At 58.0% G+C, this 20,086-nt stretch carries 19 protein-coding genes, 1 other RNA gene and 1 riboswitch; of the genes, 4 read left to right on the top strand and 16 right to left on the bottom strand.

Annotated features, from left to right (window positions below; translation table 11 throughout):
* Position 1 precedes the first annotated feature (1 nt).
* The 12 genes from fliGL to I6L45_RS08450 all read right to left on the bottom strand — a co-directional run bounded on the left by fliGL (position 2) and on the right by I6L45_RS08450 (position 11,756).
* Positions 2–1,030, bottom strand: a complete 1,029-nt coding sequence (gene fliGL / locus I6L45_RS08505) for a lateral flagellar motor switch protein FliGL (protein WP_043762697.1) — start codon at positions 1,028–1,030, stop codon at positions 2–4.
* Complete coding sequence (gene fliFL, locus I6L45_RS08500) at positions 1,017–2,762, bottom strand: lateral flagellar M-ring protein FliFL (RefSeq protein WP_216983948.1); 1,746 nt, start codon at positions 2,760–2,762, stop codon at positions 1,017–1,019. The genes fliGL and fliFL overlap by 14 nt, the downstream gene beginning before the upstream one ends.
* Before the next feature lie 8 nt (positions 2,763–2,770).
* Positions 2,771–3,097, bottom strand: a complete 327-nt coding sequence (lfiE, locus tag I6L45_RS08495) for a lateral flagellar hook-basal body complex protein LfiE (protein ID WP_081843845.1) — start codon at positions 3,095–3,097, stop codon at positions 2,771–2,773.
* 11 nt (positions 3,098–3,108) lie between these two features.
* Positions 3,109–4,485, bottom strand: a complete 1,377-nt coding sequence (locus I6L45_RS08490) for a sigma-54 dependent transcriptional regulator (RefSeq protein WP_216983947.1) — start codon at positions 4,483–4,485, stop codon at positions 3,109–3,111.
* Between the two features lie 138 nt (positions 4,486–4,623).
* Positions 4,624–4,711, bottom strand: a riboswitch (cyclic di-GMP riboswitch).
* A gap of 194 nt (positions 4,712–4,905) precedes the next feature.
* The gene (lfhA, locus tag I6L45_RS08485) at positions 4,906–6,981 is read right to left on the bottom strand and encodes a lateral flagellar biosynthesis protein LfhA (protein WP_216983946.1); all 2,076 of its coding nucleotides are present in this window, start codon (positions 6,979–6,981) and stop codon (positions 4,906–4,908) included.
* A 3-nt stretch (positions 6,982–6,984) separates the two neighbouring features.
* Complete coding sequence (gene flhB, locus I6L45_RS08480; RefSeq protein WP_216983945.1) at positions 6,985–8,121, bottom strand: flagellar biosynthesis protein FlhB; 1,137 nt, start codon at positions 8,119–8,121, stop codon at positions 6,985–6,987.
* On the bottom strand, positions 8,118–8,900 hold the full coding sequence (lfiR, locus tag I6L45_RS08475; RefSeq protein ID WP_216983944.1) for a lateral flagellar biosynthetic protein LfiR: 783 nt from the start codon (positions 8,898–8,900) through the stop codon (positions 8,118–8,120). Before lfiR ends, flhB begins: the two co-directional genes overlap by 4 nt.
* Positions 8,897–9,166, bottom strand: a complete 270-nt coding sequence (fliQ, locus tag I6L45_RS08470) for a flagellar biosynthesis protein FliQ (protein WP_041211832.1) — start codon at positions 9,164–9,166, stop codon at positions 8,897–8,899. The genes lfiR and fliQ overlap by 4 nt, the downstream gene beginning before the upstream one ends.
* A gap of 1 nt (position 9,167) precedes the next feature.
* Positions 9,168–9,902, bottom strand: coding sequence for a flagellar type III secretion system pore protein FliP (gene fliP / locus I6L45_RS08465; RefSeq protein ID WP_043809097.1), 735 nt, complete (start codon positions 9,900–9,902; stop codon positions 9,168–9,170).
* Complete coding sequence (gene lfiN, locus I6L45_RS08460) at positions 9,902–10,279, bottom strand: lateral flagellar motor switch protein LfiN (protein ID WP_043762679.1); 378 nt, start codon at positions 10,277–10,279, stop codon at positions 9,902–9,904. The genes fliP and lfiN overlap by 1 nt, the downstream gene beginning before the upstream one ends.
* Positions 10,280–10,286: 7 nt before the next feature.
* Positions 10,287–11,159, bottom strand: a complete 873-nt coding sequence (lfiM, locus tag I6L45_RS08455; RefSeq protein WP_216983943.1) for a lateral flagellar motor switch protein LfiM — start codon at positions 11,157–11,159, stop codon at positions 10,287–10,289.
* Positions 11,160–11,546: 387 nt separating this feature from the next.
* Positions 11,547–11,756, bottom strand: a complete 210-nt coding sequence (locus tag I6L45_RS08450) for a hypothetical protein (RefSeq protein ID WP_210555972.1) — start codon at positions 11,754–11,756, stop codon at positions 11,547–11,549.
* A gap of 259 nt (positions 11,757–12,015) precedes the next feature.
* Here I6L45_RS08450 and I6L45_RS08445 point away from each other — a divergent pair, with 259 nt between their 5' ends.
* Positions 12,016–12,645 carry a recombinase family protein gene (locus I6L45_RS08445; RefSeq protein WP_216983942.1) on the top strand — a complete coding sequence of 210 codons (630 nt, stop codon included), beginning with the start codon at positions 12,016–12,018 and terminating at the stop codon, positions 12,643–12,645.
* Entirely contained in the window at positions 12,585–13,517 is a 933-nt protein-coding gene (locus I6L45_RS08440) for a hypothetical protein (protein ID WP_216983941.1), read from the top strand. The genes I6L45_RS08445 and I6L45_RS08440 overlap by 61 nt, the downstream gene beginning before the upstream one ends.
* A gap of 125 nt (positions 13,518–13,642) precedes the next feature.
* Here the strand turns inward: I6L45_RS08440 and I6L45_RS08435 are convergent, their stop codons facing one another.
* The 4 genes from I6L45_RS08435 to rsmI form a co-directional block, all read right to left on the bottom strand.
* The gene (locus I6L45_RS08435) at positions 13,643–14,215 is read right to left on the bottom strand and encodes an inovirus-type Gp2 protein (protein WP_216983940.1); all 573 of its coding nucleotides are present in this window, start codon (positions 14,213–14,215) and stop codon (positions 13,643–13,645) included.
* Positions 14,216–14,558: 343 nt separating this feature from the next.
* A complete protein-coding gene (locus I6L45_RS08430; protein ID WP_216983939.1) occupies positions 14,559–16,268 on the bottom strand; it encodes a tyrosine-type recombinase/integrase in 1,710 nt (569 codons plus the stop codon).
* A 46-nt stretch (positions 16,269–16,314) separates the two neighbouring features.
* Positions 16,315–16,700, bottom strand: an RNA gene (rnpB, locus tag I6L45_RS08425) — RNase P RNA component class A.
* A 243-nt stretch (positions 16,701–16,943) separates the two neighbouring features.
* Entirely contained in the window at positions 16,944–17,777 is an 834-nt protein-coding gene (rsmI, locus tag I6L45_RS08420; protein ID WP_043762678.1) for a 16S rRNA (cytidine(1402)-2'-O)-methyltransferase, read from the bottom strand.
* 79 nt (positions 17,778–17,856) lie between these two features.
* Here rsmI and I6L45_RS08415 point away from each other — a divergent pair, with 79 nt between their 5' ends.
* Both I6L45_RS08415 and I6L45_RS08410 read left to right on the top strand, forming a co-directional pair.
* Positions 17,857–19,767: a penicillin-binding protein activator gene (locus tag I6L45_RS08415; protein WP_216983938.1), complete on the top strand. Its 1,911-nt coding sequence runs from the start codon at positions 17,857–17,859 to the stop codon at positions 19,765–19,767.
* Positions 19,685–20,080 (top strand): YraN family protein, encoded by a 396-nt coding sequence (locus I6L45_RS08410; RefSeq protein ID WP_134694732.1) that lies wholly within the window; start codon positions 19,685–19,687, stop codon positions 20,078–20,080. Before I6L45_RS08415 ends, I6L45_RS08410 begins: the two co-directional genes overlap by 83 nt.
* Positions 20,081–20,086 lie beyond the last annotated feature (6 nt).

Below are 20,086 nucleotides of genomic sequence, written 5' to 3'. Positions count from 1 at the left end.
GTTAGCTGACGGTGGGCTCTTCGAACAGCTGGAACTCGATCTCGCCCTGCTCCACCAGTTCCCGCACCAGCTGCATCACCTCTTCCCGGGCCTGCTCCACCTTGCGCAGGGAGACGCTGCCCTGATCCTGGATCTGGGCCTCCAGCGCCTGCGCCATCCGCTTCGGCATGGCACCCAGTACCACCTTGCGAAAGCCGGCCTCGGTATTCTTCAGGGCCAGGGCCAGCAGATCCGCCGGCAACTCCTGCACCAGGCGCTGCAGGGTGTCGTCGCTCTGGCGACGCAGGGCCATGAAGTCGAACATGTTCTTCTCGATCTCCAGGGCCATCTCGCCGTCATGCTCCCGCAGCAGGCTGAGCATCTGCTCCTTGTTTCCCTGATAGCGGTTGAGGATGTCGGCCACCTGGCGTACCCCGTTGACCTTGGCACCGGACTGATCGGCCACGTAGGCGAGGCAGCGATCCAGGGTCAGCCGCAGCTCCCCGAGAACGTGCTCGCTGACCGAGCTGAGGCTCGCGACCCGCACCAGCAGATCGTCGTGGACCGACCCCGGCAGGGCGTCCAGCACCGCCGAGGCGGTCTGGGGGGGCAGGAAGGCGAGCAGCACCGCCTGCATCTGGGGGTGCTCGTTGCGGAAGAAGCGGGCCAGCACATCCGCCGGGACCCACTGCAGACGCTGGATGTCCTGGCTCATCGCATCCCCGTAGAGGCTGTCGAGCAGGCTGCGGGAGAGGCGCTGGCCGAGGGCCAGATCCAGGGTCTGCTCCAGGTATTCCCGCGAGGCGCTGCCGATGCCGCTCTGCTCGCGATACTGGTCGAAGAACTGCTGCAGGGTCCACTTGGCTTCGATGGAGCTCACACCGGAGAGACCGGCCATCTTGGAGATGAGGCGCTGTACCTCGTCCCGCGACAGCTTCTGCATCACCTTGGCGGCCGCCTCCGTTCCCATGCTCAGCAGCAGGATGGCGGCCTTCTCGAGGTTGTCGATGTCGATGTCGACCGCGTTCTGATTCAGATTACCGTTGCTCATTGCCGCTCACCCATTGTCTGACCACTTCCGCCACCCGGGCCGTGTCCTTGTCCACCAGCAGTTGCAGGTGCTTGAGCTGGACCTCCAGCTCGGACCCCGGTTCCGGCAGCGCCTCGAGATCCAGGGAGGAGAACTGAGGCTCCAGCCTGTACTCGGGCTGTTGCAGGCTATTGCCGGAGGAGGACGGTTCATGTTGCTCATCCCCTTCCCGCCGCATGGAGAGACCCACGGCAGGCTCCCGATCCTCGTCCAGCTCCTGTCCGGGCTCGGCGTCAGGATATTGCTGGGTGCGCACCAGGTGCTTCACCAGGGGACGAATGCCGAAGAACACCAGGGTCAGCCCCAGCAGTCCGCCCACCAGGTAGCGCAGGGAATCTTGCCAGTAGGGGGTCTCCAGCCAGCTCGACTCCGGCGGTGTCACCGGCACGGCGCCGTTGAAATCGAACACCTGCAGGCTGATCTGGTCGCCACGGGCACTGTCAAAGCCGACCGAGCGCTCCACCATCTGGCGGATCTGCTCGAGCTGCTCCGCGCTCCACCCCTCCTTGGGGCCGATCTGCTGATTGAGCAGGATGGAGACGTTCATCCGCTCCAGTCGCCCCTGCTGATAGCGGGTATGCACTATGGTGCGGCTGTTCTCATACTGCTTGCTGACTTCCTGGCGCTCGGTTCGTGTGTCGTTCTTGGCAGGTTCCTGCGCCTTGTTCTCCTCGGTGGCGGCCTGATCGGTCTGGGGCGCCGTTTCCGGGGGACGGTTGGAGAGGGCACCCGGAATGCCGAGGGCCAGGGCGTCTATGGTCTTGTCGGATTTGTTGGATTCCCTGGTCACCACCCCGTTGGGATCGAGCTGCTGCTGGGTCTCCTCCACCGCGTTGAAGTTGACGTCTGCTGCGATCTGCACCCGGAAGTTGCCGGTGCCCAGCATGGGGTAGAGCATGTCGTTGGCCCGCTGGCGGATGTACTGCTCCAGCTTGCGCACGTACTCCATCTGCTGGACGCTCTGCTTGCCGAAGCCCGCCTTGTCACCCAGCTCCGCGCTCAGCAGCTGGCCGCTCTGATCCACCACGGTCACGGCGCCGGGCTTCATGCCGGAGATGCTGCCCGCCACCAGGTTGGCGATCGCCTCAACCTGGCCCGGCTCCATGGACTGACCCGGCTGCAGATCCAGCATCACGGAGGCGCTGGGCTTCTCCTCGTCACGGCCGACGAACAGGGTTCGCTTCGGGATGGCCAGATGCACCCGGGCACTGCGCACCGCATCCAGGGAGATGATGGTTCTGGCCAGCTCCCCCTCCAGGGCATGACGGTAACGCGCCCCTTCCATGAATTCGCTGGTGCCAAGGCCGGTGACATTGTCCAGCCCCTCCAGGCCTGCCGGCATGGCGGCCCGGACGCCGCGGGCCGCCAGCGCCATACGGACATGGGCAAGCTGGCTCTCAGGCACCAGGATCTGTCCCGAGCTCTTCTCTAGCCGGAACGGCACCTGCTCTTTCTCCAGCATCTCCATGATGTTGGCGGTGTCGTAGAGTTCCTGCTTGCCGTAGAGCGGCACGTAGTTCTTGCTGGAGGTCCAGAGGATCACCACTATGGTGGCGGCGACCACCGCAGCCAGCAGCGCTATGGTCAGAATGGATTTGTTGTCCCGGGAGAGGGTGCGCCAGTTGCGCATCCCTTCCTGTACGCGGGCGATCAGGGAGCCTGACGCTGGTGAAGAGGATACCAATTCAGTCATCACCAACCTCAGAGCGGCATGCGCATGATGTCATCGAAGCCGGTCATCAGTTTGTTGCGCACCTGCATCAGGGCGGAAAAACTGAGGCCTGCCTTCTGGCTGGCCACCATGGCCCCCACCAGATCGTCGCTCTGCCCCGCATCGACGGCGGTCATCAGGCTGGAGGCGATGTTCTGCTGTTCGTTGACCCGGCCGACGACGTCACGCATGGCGTCGCCGAACGAGACGGCAGACGCCTCGTTTGGCTCGATGGCAGGGGGTTGACTGGCGACTCGCTGCATTTCCTGCATCTGCTGCAGGAGTGTCACCTGTGATGACATGATCTCAATCTTCACTCGGTTATCCCTTAGTTTTGTATCTGCTGCTCGACATCGATGCCCTGCTCGCGCATGGCAGCCAGCTTGTATCTAAGTGCCCGGGTCGTCATCCCGAGGGCTTCTGCCGTGCGTGTCCGGTGGCCACGGAAACGGCGCAACGTCTCAAGAACGAATTGAAATTCGGCATGCCGCTTGGTCTCGTTGAGCCCCTCCGGGGCCGTGAGTGTCTGCGGTAGCGGAGTGTCGGCTTCCGCTGCGTAATGGGGCAGCATCAAATCGACGGCCTGAATATGCAATCCGCGAGCCATAATTAGCGCCCGCTGGATGACGTTATCCAGTTCGCGCACATTGCCTGGCCAGTCATAGGAGAGCAGCTGCTGGCGGGCACTCTCGCTGAGGCGATAACCCTGCTGTGCGGCATAACGCTCGATGAAGTACTCCGCCAGGGGCAGGATGTCGTCCTGCCGTTCTCTCAAGGCGGGCCAGCTCATGGGCAGCACGTCCAGCCGGTAGAAGAGGTCCTCGCGAAATTCGCCCCGCACCACCAGCTCCCGCAGATCCCGGTTGCTGGCAGCGATGATGCGCACGTCCAGCGCGATCACCTGATGGCTGCCCAGCCGTTCGACCTCCTTCTCCTGCAGCACCCGCAGCAGCTTGGCCTGCAATGCCAGCGGCAGCTCGGAGATCTCGTCGAGCAGCAGGGTGCCCCCCTGAGCCAGCTCGAACTTGCCCTGCTGGCTGGCCGTCGCGCCAGTGAAGGCGCCCTTGCTGTGACCGAAGAGGATGGACTCGAGCATGGCCTCCGGGATGGCCGCACAGTTGATGGCCACGAAGGGCTTGGCCGCCCGGCTGGACATTTCGTGGATGTAGCGGGCAAGCCGCTCCTTGCCCGTCCCCGACTCGCCACCGATGAGGATGGTGGCCGAGGTCTTGGCAGCCCGGCGGGCGAGCTGCAGCACCTGCAGGCTCTGGGGGGAGGTGGCGATCAGGTTGGGGATGGCCTGGCGCAGGCGCAGGGCGCCCCTGACGACGTCGAGGATCTGTCGCTGGCTGAAGGGTTTGATGATGTAGTCGATGGCGCCGGCCCGCATGGCCTCGGCCGCCAGATAGGCCTGATGTTCATTGACCAGGATGACGCAGTCGGTTCCCGCCAGCGTCTGCACCATGGCAGGGCCGGCTTCTGTCATGACGGCCATATCGAGCAGAATAAGATCGACGCAGTGGTTCGAAATAAAATGTTTGGCCTGCGTCACAGAATCCTGATGGGTAATTCGATAACCGGCATTCAATAATATTTGCCCAACATGGTTTCCATTTGGTGACAATGAGGAGACCAATAATAAATGAGCATGGGTTCCAATATCGACCGATACTGAATTTTCCTTGATAGAAATATCAGAAAACATATTATCCCGAACCTGTGATTGTACATGAATCAATCAACAGAACCGACAGCTGAAAAATTAAGACATACAAAGACAGAGCAGCGCTTCTAATTGAGCGCTTGCCCTATATCTTCATAAAAACAAGGCGAGAATCATGGCCTTGGCAACCCCGCTATCATTAGCATCAATGCTGTTAGACCGGAGGCTTTGCGTCCTGACTTTTCAGTTCAGTTTGCCTTTATCATGCGACGACCCGTATTTGGATGGCATGGCTTGGTGATCCTTCAAGCCATGAGACACACCTGATTGTTTGTATTTTGTTATTTAATCGTCAGTATGTGTCGCGTCAAAAACCGTCACATCATAACGGCTTTATATGACAATTCAAGCAGATATGCGGAATAGTCACTTCCTGCCGGCAGAGAATAAGGCAATTCAACTTCAGCCCAACGTGCCAATTACTTCGACCCGCAGCTCTTCCGGTATTTCATTATATGAGATCACTTTGAGACCCTTCGAGAAGGAGCGGGCATAGCGGGCGATCAGGGGCCTGAGCTGGGGCATCACCACCAGCACAGGGGGGTATCCCTGCTGCTGCAACTGCTCCTTCACCAGCGGCATGTTTTGCTGCAGCTGTGCCAGCAGCTGGGGATCCACCGGGAAGCTGTCCAGCTGGATCTTCCCCTGCTGCTGGGATTGGCTCATCGCCGTCAGCAGGGTCTGCTCCAGCCGATCATCCAGGGTGAAGGCCCCCAGTACGTCGCGGGAACCTATCGCCTGTCTGACGATCTGCCGTTTCAGTGCGCAGCGCACATCGGATGCCAGCAGGACGGGATCCTTGGTCAGCTCGCTCGCATCCAGCAAGGTGGTGGCGATGGTGCGGATGTCGGTGAGGCTGATCTGCTCCTTGAGCAGCTGGCGGAAGACCCGCAGCTGCTGCATCTGGGTCAGGGCCAGATTGAGCTCTTCCGCCAGACGGGGAGACTGGGTGGCCAGATGCTGGCCCAGCTTGCCCACCTCGTCATGACCGAACAGGTTGTCGAGCTGCTCCCTGAGCAGCTTGCTGGCATGGGTCGCGATGACGGTGGCGGAATCCACCACCGAATAGCCCAGGTTGAGGGCCTTGGCCTTGTTGTCCGGCGAAATCCAGACCGCGTTCATGCCGTAGGCGGGATCCTGGGTCAGCTCGCCGTCCAGGGCGCCGTAGGTCTCCCCGCTGCTGATGGCCATCAGCCGCTGGCAGTCCACGTTGCCCGAGGCCAGGGCGATGCCGGAGAGCTTGATGCGATACTGATCCGGCTGCAGTTGCAGGTTGTCGCGCACCCGGATCTCGGGTAGCAGGAAGCCGTACTGCTCGGAGAGCGTCTTGCGGATGCCGCGCACCCGGGCGAGCAACTCGGCCCCCTTGTCCGCCTCCGCTAGGGGGACCAGCCGATAGCCGAGCTCGATGGCAACAGTGTCCACCGGCGGCAAGTCCTGCCACTCCAGCCCCTGGGGCTCCGGCTGTACCATCTGGCGTGTCAGCGCCTCTGCCGCATCCAGCGCCGGATCCTGGGCACGGCGCTGGCTGACGCTCCAACCGGTCCAGGCCAGTACGGCCGCGAAGCTGAGGAAGGCCAGCATGGGCATGCCGGGAACCAGGCCCAGGATCAGCATGATGGTCGCCGCCGTGTAGATCACACGAGGGGAGGCGAGGATTTGCTGGCCGACCTGATCCGACATCTCCCCCTCGTCGCTCACCCGGGTGACGATGATGGCTGCGGCGGTGGACATCAGCAGGGAGGGGATCTGGGCGACCAGGCCGTCACCTATGGTGAGCAGGGCATAGATACGAAACGCATCGGAAACCGGCAGGGAGTGCTGGAAGATACCGATGGCCAGCCCCCCCACCAGGTTGATGATGAGCACCAGCAGTCCGGCGATGGCGTCGCCACGAACGAACTTGGATGCCCCGTCCATGGCGCCGTAGAAATCCGCCTCCCTGGCGATCTCCTCCCGCCTTGCCCGGGCCTGGTGCTGATCCAGGGTCCCCGCATTGAGGTCGGCGTCGATGGCCATCTGCTTGCCCGGCATGGCGTCCAGGGTGAAGCGAGCGGAGACTTCGGAGATACGCTCCCCCCCCTTGGTGATCACCACGAAGTTGATGATCATCAGGATCACGAAGACCACCAGACCCACCACGTAGTTGCCCCCGATGACCACCTCGCCGAAGGCCTGGATCACCTTGCCGGCGGCCTCGTTGCCCTCATGACCGTGCAGCAGCACGACCCGGGTGGAGGCAACGTTGAGGGACAGCCGCATCAGGGTGGCGACCAGGAGCACGGTCGGGAATACGGAGAAGTCCAGCGGACGGCGGGCCGAGACGGAAACCAGCAGCACCAGCACCGCCAGCACGATGTTGAAGGTAAACAGGGCGTCCAGCAGCCAGCCCGGCAGAGGCAATATCATCATTGCCAGGATGGCCAGCAGCATCATGGGGATTGCGGTATAGGATTGGGTCAATACACGCCAGTTCACAACTTACCTCTCAGGTTGACGTAACTCGGGCGGCACGTGCAAGGGGGCAAGGGGGTTGGGTCTCTTGCCCTTGCCAGCCTCATAGGCCCGTAGCTGCAATACATGATTCAATACATAGGCGACTGCGGTGTAGAGACCCGCCGGCACTTCCTGATCCACCCGGGTGGAGTAGTAGATGGCCCGGGTCAGCTCGGGCAGGCTCATCACCATCTTGCCGTGCTGCCCGGCCACCTCGCGGATCCGCTCCGCCATGCTGTCCACCCCCTTGGCAATCACATAGGGAGCGTTGGCACGCTCGGGATCGTACTTGATGGCCACCGCGTAATGGGTCGGGTTCACGATGATGACATCGGCCTGGGGCACCCGCTGCTCGATGCGGGCTCGTGCCAGCATGCCCTGCACCTGGCGGATCCTCGCCTTGATCTCCGGACGCCCCTCGCTGTTCTTGTGCTCGTCCTTGACCTCTTGCTTGGTCATCTTCAGTTGCTTGCTCAGGGACCAGCGCTGATAGGGCACATCCAGCACGGCGATCAGCATCTGCACACTGCCTAGCAAGATAAATGCCTGGGAGAGGATCCGCAGCGCCTGTTCCATGGCGGCCTGGGGCGGCATGCGGTTCATCATCATCAGGGTGGGCCACTGGTGCTCCAGCATCAGGGCCAGGGTGCCGCCGATCAGCAGCACCTTGAGGAGGGATTTCAGCAGCTCCATCAGGCTGTGGGTCGAGAACATCCGCTTGAGGCCCTTGAGCGGATTGAGCTTCTCCCCGCTCGGCATCAGCTTCTTCCAGACCAGCACCATGCCGCCGGGGACGGCGCCGAGGAGGACCAGCAGCAGGGCGAGCAGACCGAACAGCGGCAGCAGCACCCACAACATGCCGATCAGCGCATCCGCGGTCCAGTGGATCATCATCTGGGGATCCCGGGGCCCCTGCCAGTTGAAGCGCTGGGGCTGCTTCATCAGCTCGGCAAAGAAGAGGCCGAAGCTTGGCACCATCCACTGCATGGCGAGACCGCCGATCAGCAGCAGACCGGCGGAGCTCAGCTCCCTGGAGCGTGCTATCTGGCCCTCTTCCCGCGCCTTGCGCAGCTTCTGGGAAGAGGCCTCTTCGGTCTTGTCCTGGGCGCTGTGCTGGCTCATGTCGGCGTCAGGGCCCTGAGCTGGGCCAGCACGTGGGCGACCAGATCCAGATAGCGAGCCGGCACCCCGCTGATGGAGATGGCCATGGTGAGCAGCCCCAGCAACAGCGTCATGGGGAAGCCCAGGGAGAAGATGTTCAGGGAGGGGGCCGTGCGATTCAGCACCCCGAAGGTGAGGTTGACCATCAGCATGGCGACCACGGCGGGCAGGGTCAGGATGAGGGCAGCCCCTATGCTCCAGCCAAAGAGCCCGACGACGCCTTTCATGTCGAGGGCATAGAGCGAGGTGCCCGGCGGCCAGGTGTGCAGGCTCTGCACCAGCACGTCCAGGGTCACCAGATGGCCGTTGAGCCCAAGGAACAGCAGGGAGCAGAAGATCAGCATGATCTGGCTGACGATGGGGGCCGTGTCCCCGTTGGAGGGGTCATTCATCACCGCCATCCCCAACCCCATCTGCATGGAGAGGATCTGGCCCGCCATGGTCATCACCATGAACAGCATCTGGATGCAGAGCCCGAACAGCAGGCCGAACAGCAACTGCTCCAGGGTCAGCACCAGCATACCGACGCTGAAGGGATCCAGTACCGGCATGCCTTTCATCATGGGGGCGATCATGAGACTGATGACGAACGCCAGCAGGAGGCGGACCTGGGCCGGCACCCGCCCGTCGCCGAAGACCGGCATCACCCAGAAGGCCGCCGCGATGCGAGCGAAGGGCCACCACCACTGTCCCAGCCAGGCGGACAGCTCGGCCGCACTGAACGACAGCAGGGAGTTCATCCTATGAGCCCGGGAATCTTCTGGAACAGGTCGGCAAACAGGGTGGTGATCTGCGACAGCAGCCAGTTTCCCGTGAAGATGAGCGTCAGCAGGGTCACGATGAAACGGGGCAGGAAGCTCAGGGTCTGCTCCTGGATCTGGGTCGCCGCCTGAAAGATGCTGACCACCAGACCGACGATGAGGCCGGGCACGATCAGCACGGAGACCATGATGACCACCAGATTCACGGCGCCCCCCACCAGGGCCACACTCTGCTCGGGGGTCACGTCAGCCTCCCCCGCCGAAACTGGCAGCCAGGGTCCCGACCGTCATGGACCAGCCATCCACCAGCACGAAGACCATCAGCTTGAACGGCAGCGAGATGATGAGGGGCGAAAGCATCATCATCCCCATGGCCATCAGCACGCTCGCGACCACGAGATCGATGACCAGGAAGGGGATGAACAGCATGAAGCCAATCTGGAAGGCGGTGTTCAGCTCGCTCAGCACGAAGGCGGGCAGCAGCACGCCGAAGGGGACCTCGCTCTTGGCGAGGGTGGTCGGCTCGCCGGAGATGCGCAGCATCTGCTCCAGATCCGGCTCCCGGGTCTGTGCCAGCATGAACTGGCGCAGCGGTTTCTCGGCCCGGGCCACCCCCTCCGTCAGGGTGATCTCGTCCTGGTCATAGGGCACGAAGGCGTGCTGGTACATGTCGGTCCAGACCGGCCTCATGATCACCAAGGTCAGGATCAGGCTGATGCCGATAAGCACCCGGTTCGGCGGGCTCTGCTGCAACCCCAGAGCCTGGCGCAGTATGGCCAGCACTATGATGATCCGGGTGAAACTGGTCATCATCAGCAGCAGGGTCGGCAGCAGACCCAGCAGGGTCATGAAGAAGAGGATCTGCAGCTTGATGCTGTAATCCTCTCCCCCGGTCTCGCTGGGCGAGACCGAGAACAGCGTCATGTCCGCGCCCCAACCCGGCAGCGCGAACAGCAGCAGGACAACCGCCAGATAGCGCATCAGTCGTTCATGCCACCCAGCAGCTTGGTGTCGACCACGTCCACCAGACGCAGGCCGTATTTGCCGTTGACTACCACTACCTCGCCCCTCGCCAGCAGGCGGCCGTTGACGCGCACATCCAGCGGCTCGCCCGCCAGCTTGTCCAGCTCGATGACGGCGCCCTCTTCCACCTTCATCAGCTCGCCCAGAGCGACTTCGGTGCTGGCCACTTCCAGTGTCACCTTGACCGGGATCTGGTGGAAGAAGGAGAGATCCCGCTGCTTGGTGCTGCTGGTCGGTGCCATGTAGTCGGCCGCGCTCGGCATGCTGATATCGTCCCCAAACAGCTGATCCAGGCCATCCAGATCCAGCGGGTCATTCATGTTGTGCTCGTTCACGATTCGACTACTCCTCTACCACTGCTGCAACCTGATACACCAGGCTGCCTTTATGTTCAGCAATGCGTCCATTGAAACAGGGGCGGTGGCCGATCAGGGCCGGCACCACCTCGGGTAAATCCAGCGAGAGCACGTCTCCCACCTTGAGGCACTCCAGGTCGGCCAGGGTCATGGACATCTGCCCCATGACCACCCTCAGCCGTACCGGCACCTGAGTCAGTACCTGCTCCAGCTGCGCTGGCTGCACGCTCTGACCCCCGATGCTGAGGGTCTCCTCGGGGGGCGCCAGCCAGAACTGCCAATCATGCTGGCGGCCCCCCGCCAACATGCCGGCCTGCGCCACCCAGAGCCGGCTGGCCGGCAGCGCATCCCGGGTAGTCAGGGCCAGTTGCCAGGCGAGATCCCCCTGACCCTGGCAGGCGGACCAGATCTCCACCTGGTACTGGCAGAGTCGCAGCAGCAGGCGCTGCTCGGTATCGGTCAATCCCCTGCCATGGGCGGCCACGGTTCCCTCGTGTTGCAGGGAGCCGCCGAAGAACAGCACGGCGAGCCGATAGATGACGGCGGGATCGATGGCAAAGTAGGTGATTCGCTGGGCATCCAGGGGGGTGCGAGCCTCGACCCAGATCAGGTGATCGTCCTGCTCCTGCGGGAATGCGGAGGCAAAATCCTGGTAACCCAGATCGCAATCCGCCGCATTGAACAACTGGGCCATACAGCCCGAGGCCTGCTGGGAAAACGCGCTGAGTTGGGCATTGAGCTGTTTGAGACGTGCCTGATTGGCACGCTCGACGCCCAGCAGATCATATTGGGGAAGAGCTCTGCCCCGCTCGGCGCTGAGCAACCGGGAAGGTGTGGGCATTACGCCGTGTGATGACATTACAAAACCACCTTTGCCATTTTTATCTCGTCCTGCTGCCATATCGCGACTCTCATCAGGCCGGCCGCGTGACTGATACCACGTGACTGATACCAATAGTTCAGCCGATACAGAGCGACCGAAACGGGCGAGAACTTTATTACAAAACCCCAAAAGGCGCCACGCGGGGGTCTGACAAGCCGAAAATAAAAATCCCGGCACCAGAGGTGCCGGGATTTTAAGGTAATTGCTTACCTGAAGTAGGTCGGAGTCGGCCTGTAAGCCGTCCTCTACATCAACAGAGCAATAGCGGATTGTTGTTTAAAATCAGCAAGTTATAGATTTATGCTCTCTATCGTCTGCTGGCAAGAATCCACATTGTTGCACACCTTGAACCACAGTTCATCCCTACAAGCGGTCGGTGTTTATGTACTTGGCGCACCGCTTTGCCTTGGGTTTGGTAATCACATGAAGCTCACCGCGCTTGTTCTCATAGGTACAGACGCGCTGTTGCTTCACCACTTCATCGCGGATCAGGTTGTACTGACTGTATGCAGTTGAATGGCTCACCTGCGATACCGTAGCCATGACCAACATGATAATAATTCTCAATAACATCGCTTCCGCTCCCCCTCACTGAAATCTTGATGTCATCATAACTGTTCAGAAAGCGCTCAACACCAATTAACAAAACCAAACGAACCCCTTTATTAAATTTTTTTTAAATTTTGAAATATCGTACAGGTTTTCATCAGTTTCATTGGGTATACCTAAAGGAAACTGGTTTTTCATCTCGATTTTCTCTGTTTTCTCATTTACTAAACCATTCAAAACAAACTATAGTTACGAAACCATATAAAGGAAACCAGAGGGCATTATGAGCAACCGGATCTATGGATACCTGCGAGCCAGTACCGACGAACAAGACGCAAGCCGCGCAAAAGAACAGTTGATCGAGTTTGCCCAAAGCCAAGGGCAACAGATTGCCGGATGGTTTGTGGAAAATGAATCAGGGGCCAGTCTCAAACGTCCCGAGTTGTTCCGCCTACTCGATATCGCCCAGCAAGGAGATTGCCTGCTGGTGGAACAAGTAGACCGTATCAGCCGCCTTAACGGTGAAGACTGGGAAAGCCTGAAAGCCATTATCAAGGCTAAAGGTGTGCGGATCGTGGCACTGGATTTGCCCACCAGCCACCAGCTAATGACGACAGGGGACGAGTTCACCAGCCGGATGTTGGACGCATTGAACAGCATGATGCTTGATATGCTCGCCGCCATTGCTCGCAAAGACTACACCGACCGTCGCCGCCGTCAGGCTCAAGGCATCGCCAAAGCCAAAGCCGAAGGACGCTATAAAGGGCGCCCAATTGATGCGGCACTTCACGAAAAGATTCAATTGGCCTTGTCTGCTGGATGGTCTTATAGCAAGATTGAGGATATGTATAAATGCAGTCGAGCTACGATTGCAAAAATAGCCAAGCATTGCCGAACAAATATAAAGGATTAACTATTGTGCCAAACACTGTAAAAATTATACTTTTTCTTTTGTTTTCATTTGGCCTCTATAACTATATTTTAGAAAAAAAAGTAGACAATGATAATGTTGCGCCTGTTCCTGAGACCGCCCAAAATAACTCACAGAATTTACATGACAGTGACTACAATGCTCTTTGTGTAGGTGTTTATAGCGTGGAGGAAAAAACAGACAAAGATGACATTATATTCCATAGATTTCATACTCCATCGGTCAAGTCAGTGATCGTCTCTAACAATAAAAAATATTACGAATGTAGCTTTCACGAAGAGAGTATCTCATTTAGAGTGTCCAAAGATGGTGGCGTTACATACTCAGAATGGATGAGAAAAGGTAAAGATGGCAATGAATATAGCTTTAGAAAATCTCTATCGCCGCAGCTAGTAAACATGCTTATAGCAACACCATCAGGGAAGGATGAAATTATGAGCTTGGATAAGATTAAAAGTACCAACATGGCTATCAATGCCTCTCAAGTGTCAGAAAAAGAATTCAATAATATTTGCCAACATGCAATTGCGCTAGAATTTGGAAAAGAACCGCATACAATAAAAGTAAAAGAGCCCTACAAGGAGGGTTATAATAAAGTTATTGTTGGCTATATCAGACCAGCAGACAACACCACATGGAATTATGAGTGCCAAATCAATAAGTATGACAATAAGATCATATGGAGAGTATTGCCCGGTTCAGAAATAAATGAGGTGGGTCGCTGGCGCGATGGCTCCAATGGTTTTCAAAATGATGATGCTACGATTACTTATAAAGTTCAACCAGATACAATTGAAATACAACTAAAATATCCTGATGGTTCAACAAGTAAATCAAATTTCCGCAGAAAATAATTAATTTATAATAGGGGGGTAAGGTCGCTGTTAAACAATTGCACTTAAAACGCTCTAATTTCAATTTATCTCCCAACCCAATACCACCCTACAGGGGGGGGTTGTGAATGCGATTACAGGGCGTTTTAGGCGGCTATTTGACTGGTTTTTAGTGGCAGTTTAGGTAAACGAGAGAATCCGTATAACCTTTGCCCCTTTTCAAGACGCTTCTTGCCTCGTTTCTTGCAGAGATAAGAAAGGGCGTAAATGGTATCCGCTCTTTTTTGCTGATCGCCATGCAATAACATCCCTGTGCCAGTGCCCTTGGTGCGGTGTATCGTTCCACCGCTGACAACTCGCTGCCAACAGCCCTCAATCATATCCTGTGCGGCCCATTCACTGCGCCGCTGCTGACCATCAAAGAAGAACACCATATGATAATGCCCTTTCTTCTTCTTCTCTCGTTCCAATACCCAAAAGTAGCCGAATAAGTGATCTTTGTATTTTGTTTTTCTTATATTTTTCAGTAATTTATCTATCAATTTTGAATCATTTAACCACACATCATCCAGCACATGTAGATCAACCCTGACCACTAATAATTTGCTGTATTTATTCGATAAGGTCTCAACCTGCTGGATCATTTTAGCTTTGATTGTATTATCAAGATTGCCATCCTCTCCCATATCATTCAGTTTGTATTGAATTTTGTTATTCATATTCCTCCTGTATCTATATTGTCATTCCTTATATTTATTCAATTTCAATATTTAAATAGATAATACTAAAAACCTACGTTTAGAATGCAGCAAAGCCCACCTACGAAAAGGCCAATGAGCATATTTTAATGGGGGTGAATTGTTTTTGCTGATTCAGTTATAGAGCTTAACTAATAAAATTAAAAAATTCAAGATGTCGACAGAAGTTTTCCATACACCTAAAAAAGAAAATATACGCGCTAATTTTGATTTTGTTGTGGTTCTGTGTGGGTAGGTATTACCCTACCCCACAAAATGCAACACAGCTCATCCTGCGCGTTTTTACTACGATTTTGCCCGCCTATTAAACCCACCAAGCACCATCGGCGATATCACTATAATCGGTGATCATATGAGCGTGGGTATAGCGTGTGGTGATACTCCTTGTGCCTTCATGACCGATAAAGCGTTGTAAACGCGGAAAATCGACCTGTTGCGCTTGTTTAAAGGTGACAAAAGAGTGGCGGAAACTATGAAACACCAAGCGCCCTTTGCCATTTTCTTCTGTCTCACCAATCACAAGCAACTGGCGCACTTTGTTTGCTCTCTCGGTAATGTCGTTCAGCCTTTCCGCCGGATAGAGTACACCATCAAGTGACCGTAGATATTCGACAAACCCCAGTGCCTCAAGCTCTTTCGCTATCGTTACCGGACGGGTTGCTGCAGCGGTTTTCCCCTCTTGGATCCACAGGTAATAGCGGCCAGAATCCTGATCCTTTTTTAATGAGTCACGAGAAACATTGGCAATTTCGCTACGGCGCATTCCCGTAAATAGTACCAGCAGAAACACCCAGCGCATGGGGCTATCAGGTTGTGCCAGCCAATACTCGTATATCTGGCGCCCCTGAGCCTTGGTATAGGCCCCCCAGGTCACATCTTCCGATGGTGGCTTTTTCAATCCGGTTGTGGGGGATGTAGTGAACATATCCTTTTCATCTGTTAAGAAAGCACTAAAGAAACTTTGATAAAATTTGAGTAACTCTCCTGCGGTTTTAGCAGCTATCAAATGATCTTTTTCAATTTCTCCTGCTTTTGCCAAATCCACCTTGTCAGCCATGCTCATGGTGTTATAGGGCGAAAGATTACCTTTCGGCATCTGCTGATAGACCTCAAGACATTCACGCAATGCCTGCTTGGTGACGTTGTGGGTTTCAATATCCCCCAACATCGCCAGCGTAAAATCGAGATAACGGTCATAATCCTTAATCATTTTTCCCGTTAGATTTTTTTTGAATTTGATAAATTTCTTATACGATTCAGACAGTAACAGGGATGTTTCGGTCATGGCAGGAGCACGACTAACCCCACCTGCAATACTTTGTCTGGCGACAACAGCAAGCACCTTGTCTTGGGCTTCCTTGGCTGCTTCGCATTCACGATACGCCACCAGTTCAGGGGTGAGATACCGCTCCACCAGTTGGCTACGCATCAGGTCATAGAGGCCAGAATCCCCCTGTAACTTCGCCAGCCGCGCTTTGAGGTAAAGAAGTTCATCCCTGTAGGCTTCCCGCTCAGAAGCGGCGATATCAAGGCCAGAGAGCGGGGATTGCGCAAAGATCCGCTCGGCATCGTCCTCCGTCTCAATACTTTCCAAGAGAGTCAGCTTCTCTTGCAGATACGGCGCGATAAAGTCATCTATGGCATCTTGCTCGGCATACAGCCCTTCTTCTGGGAAATCCTCGAAAGGGGCATTCAGATCAGCCACCACCTTGACCACGCTCTGTTCATCTTGGGCGGTCAGCTCATTCAATCGCTGGATAGAAGGGACAAGATCCTCTAACTGCTCCTTTTCACTCTTCACCTGCGCCATTTCCTTGATGTGCTGAAAGATTGGCAACCACTTTGCCAGACGCAAACGAGCCAATCCAGCATCACGGGTATGGAGAGAGCGACGGATCACTTTTGGGCGCTGGCTAAGCGCTGTAGGGAGGCGAAAACAGGCGTAGAAAACGCCATTACGGCGGGTCAGATAGTGGGGGATATTCCCCGTTTTGTTCCCCAGTTTGTTGCACATATGACAAAGGCCTAGCGTTTTACCGCTAAGCCTTTGATTTGAAATAGGTCGGAGTCGGCCTGTAAGCCGGGTTCTGTTCCGGGTTGCCCCGGTAGCAATCATTCCTCTAGGCCAGCAATCGCTCGCTGGCTCAAGCAACCTACCCGCCCCCAACGCGGGCCGCGCCAATAGGGGCCTATTTGGTCTTGCTTCGGGTGGAGTTTACCGTGCCACGAACTGTTGCCAGTCGCGCGGTGCGCTCTTACCGCACCCTTTCACCCTTACCTGATCCCTTGCGGGCCATCGGCGGTCTGCTCTCTGTTGCACTGGTCGTAGGCTCGCGCCCCCCAGGCGTTACCTGGCACCCTGCCCTATGAAGCCCGGACTTTCCTCCCCTCCGCCCGTCTGTCCCGAGGGACACAACGACGAAGCAGCGATTGCCCAGCCAACTCCGAGGCGCGGATTATAGCCCCGTGATACCGGCGGGGTAAACCGGCAATTCCCGTTTGCAGCAATTTATCCTGTGCCAGAGCCAGCTTATGCCTCCTTGGTGGCCAGCAGCCCCCCGTCGAAAGCATCGGGGGCACCTCTGCTCGCCGTGATGGAAGCAGATTCTTCTCCTATCCCGCGAGCCCGGTATCGGGGCCGAGCAGGACAAGAGCCCCTGCGCACGCCCCCAGGGATCCACAGACTGTCTCAGTGGTGCTCCAGGCCGTATTTGTAGAGGGCGTTCTTCTTCACCCCGTGGATCTCGGCGGTCAGTGCCGCCGCCTTCTTGAGTGGCAGCTCGGCCACCAGCAGCCCCAGGGTGCGGATGGCCTCCGCCGGCAACTCCTCTTCCACCTTGCTCGCTCCCGCCACCACCAGCACGATCTCGCCACGGCAGCGATTCTCGTCCTCGCCGAGCCAGGTCAGCATCTCGGAGGCAGGCAAACCGTGGATGGACTCGAAGGTCTTGGTCAGCTCGCGGCAGACCACCACCTGGCGCTCACCCAGAATGCGGGCAATGGCCTCCACCGTCTCCTGCACCCGACGCGGCGACTCGTAAAAGACCAGGGAGCGGGTGTCCTCGATGACGGCCTGCAGGCGATCGTCGCGTCCCTTGGCCTTGGCAGGCAGGAAGCCTTCGAAGGCGAAACGGTCAGTGGGCAGGCCGGCAGCACTCAACGCCGTGATGGCGGCGCAGGGACCCGGCAGCGGCACGACCCTGACCCCGGCCTCGCGACAGCGGGTGACCAGATGATAACCGGGGTCGCTGATGAGCGGGGTGCCGGCATCCGAGACCAGAGCGACGCTCTTGCCCTCCTTGATCCGGCCGATCAGCACGTCCGCCTTCTGCTGCTCGTTGTGGTCATGCAGGGCAAAGGTCGGCACCGAGATCTGGTAGTGGCCGAGCAGGATGCCGGTGTGCCGGGTATCCTCGGCAGCCACCAGATCGACACGGCGTAAAATGTCCAATGCGCGCTGGGTGATATCCGCCAGATTGCCGATCGGGGTAGGGACTATATACAGGGTTGGGATGTCACTCATGGGATCTCCGAGTGCCCCGACAATTGTGTCGTCATATTGGCCCGTTTACACTATGAGGAATTTCAACACTGGTCGGGGAATGAACTTGAACCGGGTTACAAAGCAGCTAAGTGTATCACGACTCTTCGGCATCATACTCGCGGCAGTACTGCTCGCCGCCTGTGCGTCGGAGCCCAATCAACCTTCGGGTCAGCCCGGCATGCCGTCGGCCTTCTCGGATCTGACCAAGAATGCCCAGTGGTATCTGGAACAGGTCGACCCCGCCAAACCGACGGAAGCCTTCGTCTGGCAGGTGATGGCCGCCCGCAGCTACCTGGCGCTCGGTCAGGCCAAGCCTGCCGCCGCCCTGTACCAGCAGTTGCAGAAGCAGGCCCAGAGCCCGGAACAACAGGCGCAGCTGCAACTGTTGCAGGCGCACCTGCTGCTCGCCCAGGGCAATGCCAACCAGGCACTCATCCTGCTGGAAGGCAAGCCGGACGTGGCGCTGGATGCCGATACCCAGAAGGACTGGTACCGCCAGCGCGTGGTGCTGCAGCTCGACATCAACAACAAGTTCGGTGCCGCCAAGTCGCTGATCCTGCTGGAACCCTACCTGGCCAAGAATGAGCTTTCCACCAACCATCAGCAGATCTGGTCCCTGCTCAAGAGCATGACCCCCTCCACCCTGCAAGCCCTGGAAGAGGCGCCGGCCCCCGACGTCACCACCGGCTGGCTGCGGCTGGCTGCCCTGGTGAACGAGTTTGGCGCCCAGCCAAGCCAGCTCTCCCGCCAGCTCGCAGGGTGGAAGCAGAGCTTCCCCAACCACCCGGCACAGAGTGACATGCCGGCCGGCCTTGGCGATCTCGCCACCACGAGCAGCGGCACGCTGCAGCAGGTCGCCGTCTTCCTGCCGCTCTCCGGCAACCTGGAGGTGCAGGGAGCCGCCATCCGCAACGGCATGCTGATGTCCTACAAGGAGAATCAGGGGCAATTCACCCTGAACTTCTACGACACCCAGGGCAAGGCGATGGGGGACCTCTACAAGCAGGCGATCCAGGAAGGGGCCAACATGATCATCGGCCCGCTGCTCAAGGATCAGGTCGAAGATCTGCTCAAGTCCAACCCGACCGTGCCGGTACTGGCGCTGAACGAGCTGGACAAGCCGATCGTCAACGACAACACCTTCTACTTCTCTCTCTCTGCCGCCGCCGACGCGAGCCAGGCCGCGCAATATCTCTACGGCCAGGGTTATCGCAAACCCCTGTTGATCGCCGCACAGGGCCGTATTGGTTACAGCAGCATCAAGGCGTTCGAGCAGGCCTGGGCCGGCGTCAGCCAGGAGAAGCCGGTGGTCGCTACCTTCGGGGCACGCAACGAAGTGCAGGGCATGGTCAAGAATGCCCTGAGCGGTCGCTCCACCGCCCGCGCCGGGGAGATCGTCCAGCTTTCGGATGCCGCGCCGCGCAGCATCGACGCCGTCTACGTGGTGGCCAACAGCCTGGAGACACGGATGATCAAGCCCTACGTGGATATCTCGGTCAACCCCATGGGCAGCCTGCCCATCTACAGCAGCTCTCGCGGCTATGACAGCGGAGCGACCGAGGTCGCCTCCGAACTCAACGGCATGCACATCTCCGACATGCCGCTGATCCTGGGCAGCTACGAGAAGGAGCGTGAACAGATTGCACTTCTCTGGCCGCAAACCCAGGGGGATCTGCTGCGTCTGTTCGCCCTCGGCTACGATGCGGTCAGCCTGGCTGACAACCTGCCGCAGATGCGCCAGGTCAACGCCATGCAACAGCCGGGCATGAGCGGCCAGCTGAGCGTGGATCCTCAGGGCAACATCGTGCGCGTGCTGGAGTGGGCCACCTATCAGAATGGCAAGCTGGTCAGCGACACCGCCTTGCCCCAGCTGGAGGACGCGACCCATGAAGAGGCTACTGACACAGCTGCACCAGCAGTGGTTGAACCTGTTGCCATCGGCAGCGACGAGCAAGGGACAGCACTTTGAGCAGGTAGCGGAACGCTGGTTGCAGGCCCGCGGCCTGCAACCCGTGACCCGCAACTACCGCTGCCGCGGTGGTGAAATCGATCTTGTCATGCGCCAGGGGGATACCCTGGTGTTTGTCGAGGTCAGATATCGTGCTCACGCCAGCCATGGCGGGGCCGCCAGCTCGGTCACCCGGCGCAAGCAGCACAAGATCGTGCTGGCCGCCCGCCACTATTTCAAGCAACATGCCATCAATGAGGCCAGCCAGGCCTGTCGATTCGATGTGATCGCGTTCGAGGGCGACCAGCCGGACTGGATCCAGAACGCGTTTTAAGAGGAC

The organism is Aeromonas sp. FDAARGOS 1415, assembly GCF_019048365.1.
In the GTDB taxonomy this organism is placed as follows: domain Bacteria; phylum Pseudomonadota; class Gammaproteobacteria; order Enterobacterales; family Aeromonadaceae; genus Aeromonas; species Aeromonas taiwanensis.
Note: the sequence above shows the minus strand (reverse complement) of the source record. Positions and strands in the feature narration are given on the sequence as shown.